This is a genomic window from Uliginosibacterium sp. TH139, assembly GCF_002855595.1.
GTDB lineage: Bacteria > Pseudomonadota > Gammaproteobacteria > Burkholderiales > Rhodocyclaceae > Uliginosibacterium > Uliginosibacterium aquaticum.
The window spans coordinates 488,193-500,817 of record NZ_PKRR01000001.1; the positions used below are offsets into that span (position 1 = coordinate 488,193).

The 12,625-nt window shown below is 62.7% G+C and carries 10 protein-coding genes; 4 read left to right on the forward strand and 6 right to left on the reverse strand.

The window, feature by feature from the left end; genetic code table 11:
* Window positions 1-309: 309 nt before the first annotated feature.
* Window positions 310-882, reverse strand: coding sequence for a cytochrome b (locus C0V76_RS02285; RefSeq protein WP_101940724.1), 573 nt, complete (start codon window positions 880-882; stop codon window positions 310-312).
* Between the two features lie 798 nt (window positions 883-1,680).
* On the opposite strand from C0V76_RS02285, the gene C0V76_RS02290 reads away from it, so the two are divergent.
* Window positions 1,681-3,855, forward strand: a complete 2,175-nt coding sequence (locus C0V76_RS02290; protein WP_158239112.1) for a bifunctional diguanylate cyclase/phosphodiesterase — start codon at window positions 1,681-1,683, stop codon at window positions 3,853-3,855.
* A gap of 50 nt (window positions 3,856-3,905) precedes the next feature.
* On the opposite strand, the gene C0V76_RS02295 is transcribed toward C0V76_RS02290, so the two are convergent.
* From C0V76_RS02295 to C0V76_RS02305, 3 genes are all read right to left on the reverse strand, one after another.
* Complete coding sequence (locus C0V76_RS02295) at window positions 3,906-4,496, reverse strand: hypothetical protein (protein WP_143707326.1); 591 nt, start codon at window positions 4,494-4,496, stop codon at window positions 3,906-3,908.
* A gap of 198 nt (window positions 4,497-4,694) precedes the next feature.
* Window positions 4,695-5,363 carry a hypothetical protein gene (locus C0V76_RS02300; RefSeq protein ID WP_101940727.1) on the reverse strand — a complete coding sequence of 223 codons (669 nt, stop codon included), beginning with the start codon at window positions 5,361-5,363 and terminating at the stop codon, window positions 4,695-4,697.
* Window positions 5,364-5,497: 134 nt separating this feature from the next.
* Window positions 5,498-6,286: a DUF3800 domain-containing protein gene (locus C0V76_RS02305; RefSeq protein WP_101940728.1), complete on the reverse strand. Its 789-nt coding sequence runs from the start codon at window positions 6,284-6,286 to the stop codon at window positions 5,498-5,500.
* Between the two features lie 498 nt (window positions 6,287-6,784).
* On the opposite strand from C0V76_RS02305, the gene C0V76_RS02310 reads away from it, so the two are divergent.
* The gene (locus C0V76_RS02310) at window positions 6,785-8,917 is read left to right on the forward strand and encodes a bifunctional diguanylate cyclase/phosphodiesterase (RefSeq protein ID WP_101940729.1); all 2,133 of its coding nucleotides are present in this window, start codon (window positions 6,785-6,787) and stop codon (window positions 8,915-8,917) included.
* Window positions 8,914-9,699 (forward strand): GDSL-type esterase/lipase family protein, encoded by a 786-nt coding sequence (locus tag C0V76_RS02315; RefSeq protein WP_101940730.1) that lies wholly within the window; start codon window positions 8,914-8,916, stop codon window positions 9,697-9,699. Before C0V76_RS02310 ends, C0V76_RS02315 begins: the two co-directional genes overlap by 4 nt.
* Before the next feature lie 44 nt (window positions 9,700-9,743).
* Here C0V76_RS02315 and C0V76_RS02320 read toward each other — a convergent pair whose 3' ends face one another.
* Window positions 9,744-10,628: a LysR family transcriptional regulator gene (locus tag C0V76_RS02320; RefSeq protein WP_101940731.1), complete on the reverse strand. Its 885-nt coding sequence runs from the start codon at window positions 10,626-10,628 to the stop codon at window positions 9,744-9,746.
* A 105-nt stretch (window positions 10,629-10,733) separates the two neighbouring features.
* Between C0V76_RS02320 and C0V76_RS02325 the strand changes: the two genes are divergently transcribed.
* Entirely contained in the window at window positions 10,734-11,792 is a 1,059-nt protein-coding gene (locus C0V76_RS02325) for an NAD-dependent epimerase/dehydratase family protein (RefSeq protein ID WP_101940732.1), read from the forward strand.
* Between the two features lie 84 nt (window positions 11,793-11,876).
* Here the strand turns inward: C0V76_RS02325 and C0V76_RS02330 are convergent, their stop codons facing one another.
* The gene (locus tag C0V76_RS02330) at window positions 11,877-12,491 is read right to left on the reverse strand and encodes a TetR/AcrR family transcriptional regulator (RefSeq protein ID WP_101940733.1); all 615 of its coding nucleotides are present in this window, start codon (window positions 12,489-12,491) and stop codon (window positions 11,877-11,879) included.
* Window positions 12,492-12,625 lie beyond the last annotated feature (134 nt).

A 12,625-nucleotide genomic window follows, 5' to 3' on the forward strand; every position in this document is an offset into this window, starting at 1 on the left:
CGATCAGTGCCCCGTAGGGCCGGCTTCAGCCGGCGGAGCCCGAGGTGGCGTGGGGCGCATGCGGCTGAAGCCGCACCTACAAAAACGCCACCCGTCTCTGATCAATGCCCCGTAGGGCTGGCTTCAGCCGGCGGGGCCCGAGGTGGCGTGGGGCAGATGCGGCTGAAGCCGCACCTACGAAAACCCACTCGTCTCCGATCAGTGCCCCGTAGGGCCGGCTTCAGCCGGCGGGGCCCGGGGTGGCGTGGGGCACATGCGGCTGAAGCCGCACCTACGGCAACCCCACCCAGAGCCATCCCCTGACAGCCCTCAGGCGTCCCGCCCCTCGGTCTGCGGCACGCTACGGCGCTGCGGCTGCGGCAGATCGAAGCCCATCCGCGAGAGCAGGCCATCCTTCAGGATGAACTGGTGAAACAGCGCGCCGCCGATGTGCAGCACCAGCGCCCCGCTCAGCACACAGGCCCCCACCACATGCACCGTGAACGCAAACAGCGACACGATCTCCGCCGGGAACGCCTCCCCGCGCAGGGCCATCAGCGGCAGGCCGGTCTGCAGTGCCATCGCTGCGCCGCTCACGATCATCGTCAGCACCAGCAGATCCAGCCCGCGGTGCACGATCCCGGCCAGCACATCGGCCCAACCCATGCCGGACGAAAGCCCCGGCAGGCGCTTGCTGCGCCGCCGCCAGAACAGGCGCAGCAGGGTTCCGCCGCAGATCAGCACCCCCACGCTCATGTGGCGCAGGGCCGAGGCCATCTTCTCCGGATCATCGTCCGGAATCTGCGACATGATGAAAGTGCTCATCACCAGCGCGGCGGTGACCATGAGTGCCACGGCCCAGTGCAGGACCCGGATGACCAAATGATGTCGTACTGCTTCCATGATTCTTCTTCCTCGTCTGAATGGTTCAAAGTCGGAGCCGTCACACACGGAAGGAATCGCAGAAGCTACAGACACACCGGGGCCTCAAAGCGGAATGAGGCCCCCGAAAAAAGGCATGAGAAAACGGGAATGGGCGGCGCTCATTCCCTTCAGGAGCAGGAAGCTCCTGATTGCTACAACGGCTGGGGAGGGCGCCGGCGGCCTGTCATCCTGCGCAGCGGGTTCAGGCAGAACCGGCCGGCACGCAATTCCACCTGATTCGCTACGACTGGCAGTACCAACTCCTGGCCGGGAACCACGGTGATTGCCATGCATGCATGGTGAACAGCACCGCCCTACACCACGCAGCCACCATGCCAGAGGCCATGCCCGATGGCTTATACCCCGGCTGCGGGAATCCGCATGAGCCGGAAACGGCCACGGCACAAGGCTTGCGGGGATGATGGTGGCGTGCAACGAGACCGTTTCGGGCCTCTGCAGCGACAAGAGCGGGCCGGGCAGCCCCTCAGGCTTCGACGTCAGGCGCCACAAGCCTGTCGCCAAGCCGACAGGCTTGTGGCAAAGCCACCTGGGCAACGAAAGGAATTGTCGGCATCCACCCACGGCAGCCCTGCCAATACTGGACTCCAGCCCGCTTGCGGCAAGCCACAGGCACCCAGCCGCGTATCGCATGTGGCTGGGCGGAATCCGAAGTTGCCCGCCCGAGATATTGCGTCGTTTGCCCTTTCGTACAGATCTGGAAGTATTCTTCACCCCCTGAGCGGGGCAAATAGATCCCGCCTTCTGAAGGCCCCAACAATGAGTTCCCCACTGATCAGCGCCTACCTGATTTCCGTAGGCATCCTGCTGATGGCCGCTGCACATGCGTCGATTCTGGCGCGAGGCATCGGGCATGCGCGCGTGAATTGGTCCTTCGCTGTGGTCTGCGTGGGCTTTGCCGGCTTCCAGTTCTGCAACGCGTTGCAGTATTCAGCGCTGGATCACGAGCGTGCGCTGGCGGCGCATCTGTGGGTGAATTTCTTCTCGGTACTGGTGATCCCGCCCACTGCGCTGGCCGCTGCAGCGCTGGACCCGAAGAAGCGTTCCCGGAAGCCCTTTCTCTGGCTCACAGGCTTTGCACTGCTAGTGATCGCCTACAACTTCCTCACCCCTTACGGCTACCGTTTCCTTGCGCTGAAGCAGGACGCACTGGCGAGTCTGCCTTGGGGCGAAAGCATCCGGGTGATCCAGGGCCCGGCGAGCCTGGTGTACCAGGCGACACGCCTAGTTTGGCTCATCGTATTGGCCTACGTGCTGAGAGTGGCTTTCGATCGGATGCGCATGAAGGACCGGCTCTCGAGCAGGCTGATCTGGGTCGGGCTGGCGATCATGCTGGTGGCGCTGGCGCTCTCGAGTCTGTCCGATTTCGGGGTGATCAGCCTGCCCCATCTTGGCGGCTTCGGTTTCGTGTTTCTGGCGGGGACGTTTTCGCTCGTGGTGCGCAAGGAAATGCGCGTGCGCGAGTTGCAGGAAAAACACAATGCCCTGGCCTTGGCCAGGGAGGTGCAGGAGAGGCTGCTGGCCGATGCACGGGCGGATCAGATCCTGCATCACGACGCGCTGACTGGCCTGCCGAACCGGGCCGGTTTCATCCAGCGCCTCGAACACGCCATTGAGCAGCACGGATCTGCTGAAACGAAGATTGCCGTGCTGCTGTTTGATATCGACCACCTCGGTGCGGTGAAGGGCACTCATGGCCTTGCCACCGGCGATGAGCTGTTGCTGCAGGTGAGCCAGCGCCTGCGTGCCCGGATCCGCGACCGCGATGTATTGGCCCGCTCCCGCAGCGATGGCTTTGCGCTGATAGCGAGCCGGATCAAGGCCAAAACGGGCGTCAGCGTCTTGTGCGAAAAGCTCAGCGGCATGCTGGCCGAAGCGGTGGAACTAGAAGGCCAGCACTTCAAGCTCAGCGCCAGCATTGGCCTGGCGATCTATCCGGATGACGCAAGCAGCGCTGGCGAGCTGCTGTCTGCCGCCGAGCTGGCCCTGCACGAGGCGAAGAGCGCCGGGGTGAGCCAGATCCGCAGTTTCCACCCGGCGTTGAAAGAGAATTTCCGCCAGCGTATCGGCCTCGAATCGGCGCTGCGCGAAGCGCTGGATCGGAAGCAGTTCTTCCTTTGCTATCAGCCGCAGGTGAGCGCCAGCACGGGCCGCACCCTGGGCATGGAAGCGCTGCTTCGCTGGCAGCACCCGGAGCTTGGGCTCGTCTCCCCGCTGCATTTCATTCCGCTCGCCGAGGCCAACGGCTTGATCAGCCACATCGGCGCCTGGGTGGTCGACACCGCCTGCGCCCAGCTCGCAGCCTGGCGGCAGGCCGGGCACGCCGATCTGCGCATGGCGGTGAACCTCTCGGCCACCCAGTTGCTCAACCCTTATCTGGAAGACACCTTGCTCGGCGCCATCGCCAGTCATGGCCTGGTGCCGGCCGATCTGGAGCTGGAAATCACCGAATCCGTGCTGATCCAGGATCCGGATCAGACGGTGCTGCGCTTCAACGCCCTGCGCAAGCTGGGTCTGCGCCTCTCCATCGACGACTTCGGTACCGGCTACTCCTCGCTGAGCTACTTGCGCGTGCTGCCGGTGCAGGCCTTCAAACTGGATCGCAGCTTTGTGGAAGGGCTCGGCAAGGACGAAACCAGCCTCGAAATCTGCGCCAGCGCGATCCGTCTGGCGCAGAACCTGAACCTCGATATCGTGGCCGAAGGCGTCGAGACCTCCGCCCAGGCCGAGTGGCTGCGCACGCTGGGTTGCCCGATCTTCCAGGGCTTCCTGTTTGCACGCCCGCTGATGGCGGAAGCGGCCACCGCGCATCTGGCGCAGGAGCGTGCCGGGGGCATCACGGCGGAGGCGGCCGGCACGGAACTTCCCCGCCTGCCTTCAGTGTTGGCAGCGCAATCCCACTCCGGCTTGTCTGCCTACAGGGCTCGCCTCTGACGCATATCGCAACGGGTACCGGGGGTGTCCGCTTTGGCGCTGCAGGCTGCTCAGCAGTGCTCTGCGTAGCGCAGGTCCGAGAGCCTGCGGCGCTCAGTCGTCCAGTGATCGCCCATGGCGGCGGAATGTGGCAAGCGCAGCAGCGAATCGAGGCGCTGGATATCGGCCCATAGCGCCTGACACCGCTCCGCACGCGGCGGCTGCGACGCAGGGGGCGGCGACGGGGCGGCCACGGCGGTGCGCGCCGCTTCCGCAGCCTGGGCCTGCTCCAGTTCGGCCAGCTGCTGCTGATAAGGCTTAGCGGGCGCGATGCCGGCAGCCGCCGGCGCCGCATTCACCGGCCTCACTTCAGCGCTGGCGGCGCAATCGCGCTCCGGCTTGTCGGTATATACGGCGTGCCCCTGGCTCATGCAGCGGTAGGTACCGGGCGCATAGCGCGGTGTTGCCGGTGCGGGCGGCGGTGCAAGCAAGGCGGGTTCGGGCAGGGGGCTGCGCGGATTTGCCATCGCCGTTGCAGCAGGCGGCGTGGAGATTTCCGGCGATGCAGGCATGCGCCCCAGATATTCCAGCCCCAGCAGCGCCGCCAGTGGCACTGCAATGGCCCCGACAATCGCCCACACCCGTGCGGAATCTTTTCTCATGGATTGAATGGCGAGCAGCGTGAAAAACCGTGAGTCGTGTGGCGTAGGGCGGAGTGCCAACTCCGCCATTTATATTCAGGCATGCGGTGGAGTTTTACTCCAGACAGAATGTATTAACTCCTAACGTAGAGGTAGCCGGCTGCCGGAGCGCGGAGGGAGCCAACAGCACAGCTGTTTGCTGTCTGCTTGGCCGTAGGATTAGCTTTCACGTTTCGATTTGAGCGCAATCGCTTGCTCGTAGATTTCAGAAATTTTTTCCATCCACTGAGCGGCTCCCGTCATCCTGACCGCAAGAATGTATAAGAACGCAAAGGCGGCGAATACCCAGTCAATTCCGTTGAATGGTTCCAATCCATCTTTTCTAAATTTAATAAAGGCAAAGTAAGCGGAAGTCGCGATTGGTATAAGTCCAACTTTCTCAAGTGCACCAACCAAAATTCCGATTCTCTCGCGAAGTTGTTTCGCCATCAGAGTGAAATTTGCCTTCGCAAAACTTAAATGGTGAACCTCGTAGGTCTGTGAGAGTTCGCTTATGAGATCGATATCATCGTTGAACACGGCTAAGAACGGCTTAGATATTTCCCGCTCAACGTTTCGAAGCTTCTCAAGCTCCGGCACGATGGATGCGATCTGATACGCCATGGCAAACAGCGATGAAGCAAGCACAGAAAGCAAGGCTCCAAGCAAGAAATACTTGTTTTCCCATATGTGCGTACTCAGCGCGAGAACAATACCTATGCAAAAGCTTCCAAGTGAAATTCTAAGGCACCACTTTTGAGTTGCCGTCTCGTATGGCTGAAACTTTGCCTCCTTAGTCTTCTTAGCGAGGACCAATTCGATGGCATTCTTCGGCGTAATGATGGTCATGATGTGAAAGCTAACGTTTGGCGTGAGGGGCCGCCATAGCGGCGAAGCCGCGAAGGGAGCCCCCAAGCGCAGCTTGTGGGCGGTCCATCTCGACGGAATTGTTATGCGTTTCGTATGCTATTTGGAGCGATTTCCTAAAAAACATCAGCGGCCTCGCTTCTTTGCTTCTTTGGATACATGCTTTGGTAAGGAATGCTTCTGGCTTTGATCTTACTAAACCACCCTTTGATTTTTTCTCCCTCGCCTTTGTATTTCTCGGGGATGTCACCTTCTGCGATTTCTATGTATCGGCGTACAAAATAAGCAAGAAAATCCGCTACTTGAAGAAGCCCTACATTCTTTGAGTCGGCAAAATATGGGGCGTCGACAATTTGGCAAAGTCTTTTTTGCTTTTTTGTCTTTCCGTAATAGTTGTCGCTCCATTCAGGAGGGTTGAGTATTAGCTTTTGGAATCGAGTTTCTTCTTTTACTTCTTCGTCAAAGATGAAGATGGTGTTTCCTTTGTTTTTCTGTTCGCCCTGAAAGTACTTCTGTATCGCTAGCGCGACGTGGAAGCCCATTGCCTTCCAGACGGTGTTAATTTCTTCGGGCAGCTCTCCAGACTCAAGCTTGTCTTTGTGTGCCGCCTTGTCTATAGCGCTAAATACAACGTGATGTTTTCGATCAGCAAACCAATTAATAAAAAAATCAATTACTTCGGATCGTTGAGGTCCTGTTAAGTTTTTCCAAATCCCGGAGCCTGAATAGAAATTTCGTGTATGAAGTTCGTGAAACTCTTGGCCAACAATTTCAGAGAGTTGCCTAAGGAAATCAGCCCAGTCGTCTTTTGTAACGTGCATTCGCGTTGCGTCAACAACGACTCCGAGGAGAACTGCATATGGTTCTTCTCCCGTGCCTGTTTCATCGCAGTAGCAGAGCTTCATGAAAACACCTTACGCATAACGTGAAATACCCCTCAAAACGAGGGAATATTAGTTAGAACAACCAGCTTTGAAAATGGATCAGGTCTGCCCCTTCACACATCAAAGCCAATCCACCCGGCCTTTGAGCCACCATCAGAGCATCCTGAGCCAACAACCCAATCAGCATCATGCCCAGCGCATTCCGGCGTCAATTCCATTTCCTCTAAAAGTGTGAGAAATATCAAATCCGCCAACAATTTTCTTGCCATCGGCATTGGACGCGCCCCTTGCGCGATGGCTTCCGGATCGGCTCGAGGGCCTATCCCGTACAGTTAAAACCCGATCAAGACCGCTCAGGCGCTGGAGCCGCCGGGGCTGCGTTCTGCCTGGCTTGCACTGCGCCGGGAGCTCGCCCGTCTGGCCGGCGATGTTGCGTCGTTCGCCTTTTCGTACGGATCTGGAAGTATTCTTCACTTCCTGAGCGGGGCAGATAGATCCCGCCTTTTCAAGGCCCTAACGATGAGCTCCCCACTGATCAGTGCTTATCTGATTTCCGTTGGCATCCTGCTGATGGCCGCTGCACATGCGGCGATCCTGGCGCGGGGCAGCGGGCATGCGCGCGTGAACTGGTCCTTCGCGGCGATCTGCGTGGGTTTTGCCGGTTTCCAGTTCTGCAATGCGCTGCAGTATTCGGCACCGGATCACGAGCGCGCACTGGCGGCGCATCTGTGGGTGAATTTCTTTTCGGTGCTGGTGATTCCGCCGATTGCGCTGGCGGCTGCGGCGCTGGATCCGAAGAAGCGTTCGCGGCAGCCGTTTGTGTGGCTGATGGGCTTCGTGCTGCTGGTGATCGGCTACAACTTCTTCATGCCTTATGGCTACCGTTTCTATGCGCTGGACCCGGACAAGCTGCTGACCCTGCCCTGGGGCGAGAGCATCCGGATGATTCAGGGCCAGGCGAATCTGGTGTACCGGGCAGCGCGTCTGGTATCGCTGATCGTGATGGTCTACACGCTGGGGGTGACTTTCGCGCTGATGCGCATGAAGGATCGGCTCTCGAGCACGCTGATCTGGATCGGGCTGGCGATCATGCTGGTGACGCTGGCACTTTCGAGCATGTCCGATTCGGGGGTGATCAGCGTGCCCTACCTCGGCGGCTTCGGTTTCGTGTTTCTGGCCGGTTCGTTCTCGCTGGTGGTGCGCAAGGAAATGCGGGTCCGCGAGCTGCAGGAGAAGCGCATTGCGCGGGCCCTGGCCAAGGAGGTGCAGGGGCGGCGGCTGGCCGATGCGCGGGCCGATCAGATCCTGCATCACGATGCGTTGACCGGCCTGCCGAACCGGGCTGGCTTCATCCTGTGCCTCGAAAACATGATCGCGCAGCACAGCCCTGAGACGAAGATCGCAGTGCTGCTGTTTGATATCGACCGCCTCGGCGCGCTCAAGGGTACCCACGGCCTCGCCACCAGTGATGAGCTGTTGCTGCAGGTGAGCCAGCGCCTGCGCGGCCGGATCCGTGACAGCGATGTGCTGGCCCGCTCGCGCAGCGATGGCTTCGCGCTGATTGCCAGCCAGATCAAGACGGCCTCGGGCGTCGGGGTGTTCTGCGAGAAGCTCCGCGGCACGCTGACCGAGGCGGTGGCGGTAGAGGGCCAGCACTTCAAGCTCAGCGCCAGCATCGGGCTGGCGATCTATCCGGATGACGCGACAAACGCCGGCGAGCTGCTGTCCGCCGCCGAGCTCGCCCTGCATGAGGCGAAGAATGCCGGGGTGAGCCAGATCCGCAGCTTCCATCCGGCGCTGAAAGAGAATTTCCGTCAGCGCATTGGCCTCGAATCGGCGCTGCGCGAAGCGCTGGAGCGGAAGCAGTTCTTCCTCTGCTATCAGCCGCAGGTGAGCGCCAGCACGGGCCGCACCCTGGGCATGGAGGCTCTGATCCGCTGGCAACACCCGGAGCTGGGCCTCGTCTCCCCGCTGCATTTCATTCCGCTGGCCGAGGCCAACGGCTTGATCGGCCATATCGGCGCCTGGGTGATCGACACCGCCTGCGCTCAGCTCGCGGCCTGGCGGCAGGCGGGGCATGCCGATCTGCGCATGGCGGTGAACCTTTCGGCCACCCAGTTGCTTGATCCCTATCTGGAAGACACGCTGCTCGGCGCCATCGCCGGCCATGGTCTGGTGCCGGCGGATCTGGAGCTGGAGATCACCGAATCGGTGCTGATCCAGGATCCGGAGCAGACCGTGGCGCGCTTCAACGCCCTGCGCCAGCTGGGCCTGCGCCTGTCCATTGATGATTTCGGTACCGGTTACTCCTCGCTGAGCTATCTGCGGGTGCTGCCGGTGCAGGCCTTCAAACTGGATCGCAGCTTTGTGGACGGGCTCGGCAAGGATGAGACCAGCCTTGAAATCTGCGCCAGCGCGATTCGCCTGGCGCAGAACCTGAACCTCGAAATCATCGCCGAGGGCGTCGAGACCCAGGCCCAGGCCGAGTGGTTGCGCGCGCTGGGCTGCCCGATCTTCCAGGGTTATCTGTTTGCGCGCCCGCTGGTGGCGGAAGCGGCCACCAAGCACCTGGCGCGGGAGCGTGCCGACGGGTCGGGCGAGGCGGGCGAGCTGTTGCTGCCAGGCTTCGGGCCGGCGCCCTTGCTGCCATGAGGCGGGCGGTGCGCAGTGGTTTCTTCCGGCACGGCCTGGTGGGCGTGGTACTGGCCGGGCTGCTGCTGGGCTGTGCGGCACTGCCGCCGCAATCGCCGCCGAGCTTGCCGGGCGTGGCGCGCAGCGTGCCGGCGCTGGAGAAGAAGGATGGCGGCGTGTTCCTGCGCAAACATGCGGCCTGTTTGCAGCAGACGCAGCGTGGCGATGTGGAGCTGCTCTTCCTTGGCGATTCGATCACTGAAGGCTGGGCGAAGCAGCCGGCGCTATGGCAAAAGCATTACGGCGCCTGGCGCACGGCCAACTGCGGGGTGGGCGGCGATCGCGTCGAGCATGTGCTGTGGCGCCTCGACCATGGCTTGCTGGCACAGACCCGGCCGCGTGTGGTGGTGCTGATGATCGGCACCAACAACAGCGCTTCGCAGGGCGCGGATTACATTGTGGCCGGCATCCAGGAGATTCTCGCCACGCTGCAGGCGGGCTCGCCGCAGAGCCGGGTGCTGCTGCTCGGCGTGCTGCCGCGCGGGCCGCGTCGCAATGCCGATGGCAGCATGGATGACGGGCTGCGGCGGATGGACGTGATCCGCGCCGTGAATGCGCGCCTCGCGCAGCTTGATGATGGCCAGCGCCTGCGCTATCTGGATATCGGCGAGCGCTTTCTGGTGGAGGGCCGTATCCCGGCCGAGCTGATGCCGGATCAGCTCCATCCCGGCGCGCGCGGCTATGCGATCTGGGCCGATGCGATGCAGGGCCTGCTCGACGAGATGATGGCGCAGACGCCGTAGCGGCGCCTTCAGCCGCGTTTGGCCTTACGCAAGGGGCACGCGCCTCAGCCTATGAGTGCGCGCAGGCCGCTTGCTAGCGCGTCGAACACCACCTTGCAGCGCGGGCTGTTGCGCAGATCGGTGTGCATGGCGACCCAGGTCGGCAGCGCTATGCTGATCTGGGGCAGCAACGCCTGCAGCTGGGCATCGCGGCGTGCCACGCCGTGCTGGCAGAAGCCGATGCCGGCCGCGGCACGGAGCAGGGCGAGCTGACCAAGATCGCTGTCGCAGCGCAGGGCAAAGGCTTCACGCCGCCATTGCGCGAAGCCTTTGCCGGCGGCCCGGATGAAAGGGATTTCGAGATCGAAGCCGATCAGGTCGTGCTGCGCCAGCTCGGCCACGCTCGCCGGCTCGCCCTTGCGCGCGAGGTAGTCGCGGTGGGCGTGCAGGCCCACGGTCACACTGCCGACGCGGGTGGCGAGGAGTACATCCTGGCGCGGCGGGGTCATGCGTACGGCGATGTCCACCTCGCGCTGGACGAGATCCTGCACCCGGTTGCTGAGCACCAGTTCGATCTCGAGTTCGGGATGGGTCTGGCGCAGGCGGGCGAGGATCGGTGGCAGCCATTCGATGCCCATTACTTCGCTGGCCGAGACGCGCACCGCGCCGCGGACGTTTTCGCCCAGGCCGCCGGCCACGCGCTCCAGTGAGGCGGCAATGCTGTGCATGGCTTCGATGTGGCCGCGCAGGGCGGTGGCGGCATCGGTGGCGGCAAGGCCGGTCTGCGAGCGGGTGAACAGCGCCACGCCCAGTTGCTGCTCCAGTGCCGCGACCTGTCGCCCGAGGGTGGGCTGGGTCAGGCCCAGCGCGCGGGCGGCGCCGGAGAGTGAGCCTTCCTGCAATACGGCGAGGAAGCTGCGGTAGAGATCCCAGGGGATGGCGGTAGTCATGCATAAATGTATAGCTGCGCTACGCATTAAGGCAATTTCCGTTTGATCGGGTGGCGCCCAGAATGCAGCGCATCGCAAGTCTGCGAGGCGAACAGGAGCGGCGTGATGGACAAGAACGAAACGGCAGGGAAAGGCGAGATGCCCCAGCGGGCGCTGGTGCTGGGGGCTTCGGGCGGGGTGGGCGGTGAGCTGGCGCGCGAGCTGCTGCGGGCGGGGTGGCAGGTGCGTGGCCTCAAGCGCGGGCTGGGCGTGCCACGCCTGTTGCGTGACGGAATTGAATGGCTGGACGGCGATGCGCTGAAGGAGGCCGATGTGTTGTCTGCCGCTGAGGGTTGCGCGGTGATTGCGCATGCGGTGAATCCACCGGGTTACCGCAACTGGGGCGAGCTGGTCTTGCCGATGCTGGCCAATACGCTGGCGGCGGCGCGTCAGCAGGGCGCCACGATCCTCTTGCCGGGCACGGTGTACAACTATGGCCCGGACACTTTCCCGCTGATTGCGGAGGATGCGCCGCAGGCGCCGATCACCCGCAAGGGGGCGATCCGGGTCGAGCTTGAGCGTCGTCTGCAGGCGGCGGCGGAGGCCGGCGAGCTGCGGGTGATCATCGTGCGGGCCGGCGACTTCTTCGGGCCGCAGGCGCGCAACAGCTGGTTTTCGCAAGGCATGCTGAAGCCGGGGCGGGTGCCCAGTGTCGTGCAATGGCCGGGCCGCCCCGGTGTGGGCCACCAGTTCGCCTATCTGCCGGATGTGGCACGCACGATGCGGCGTCTGCTCGAAGTGCGCGAGCGCTTGCCGGCCTTCAGCCGCTTCAACATGGCCGGTCACTGGGATCCGGATGGCCGTGCCCTGGCGCAGGCGGTGTGCCGCGTGTTGCAGCGCCGGGGGCTGGCCGTTCCGCGGCTGAAAGCCTTTCCGTGGTGGCTGATGCGGCTCGCCGCGCCCTTCGTGACGACGCTGCGCGAGCTGCTGGAGATGCGCTACCTGTGGCAGACCGAAGTGCGCATGACGAACGCGCGTCTGCTGGAAGTGCTGGGCGAGGAGCCGCATACCCCGCTGGACGAGGCCATCGAGGCGACGCTGGCAGGCATGGGCTGCCTGCCGGTGTTGAGCAAGTTGAGCCTGGCCAGTAGCAGCGACCTCATCAACAAAAGGGGGGCGATGTAGGCCTCAGCTACACCGGCTCCGCGCCGGCTCTGGGCGCCTTCGAGCGCTGAGTGGGCTGCCTTCCCGGGCCAAGCCGCCTGGTATTCAGACGGCCTGGTGGGTGCTGCGGAAACCGCGCAGGAAGTTCTCGATCAGCATGTGGCTCATGGCTTCGGCATCCTGCCCGCCAGCGAGCTCCATGCGCTGGCTGATCTTGAGCAGGCAGATGCCGTGCACGCTGGCCCACAGCACGCGCGCGGCCTGCTCTACTTCGGTGGCACTGGCCCGGTCCGCCAGCGGGGCGAGCGCGGTTTCGACCAGCCCGAACACCTTGCCGACTTTCTGCAGGTGGCTCGCCGGCAGGGCGCCGCCTTGTGCCGCGATGTATTCAAAAAGCATGTTCCAGCGCGGTGCGTCGTTTTCGGCATAGGCGATGTAGGCGCGCGCCAGCGCGAACACCGCGTCCTCGGGGCGGGTGGAGGCGCCGCTGCGCGCCTGCAACCAGGCGTAGAGCTTGTCCAGCGTGCGCTCGTTCACCTGGCGAACGATGTCATCGAGGTTCTCAAAGACGAGGTAGAGGGTGCCCACGGTGTAGTCGATGGCAGCGGCCAGCTTGCGTGCCGAGAGGCCCTTGTAGCCCTCGGCGACGACGATGCGCTCGGCTGCATCCAGCACCATCTGGTGGATTTCTTCCCTGCTGTGATCGTTGCGCCTGGCCATCCTGGCTGTCTCCGCGTGGGTGCTGATGTCGTTGGAGAAGATTTTACCTGTTTATTGAACGACGTTCATTTGTGTGTTACAAACGCATTTGAACGATGTTCAATTGAGCTTGGGTGCGTTGGCTGGTGCGCCCC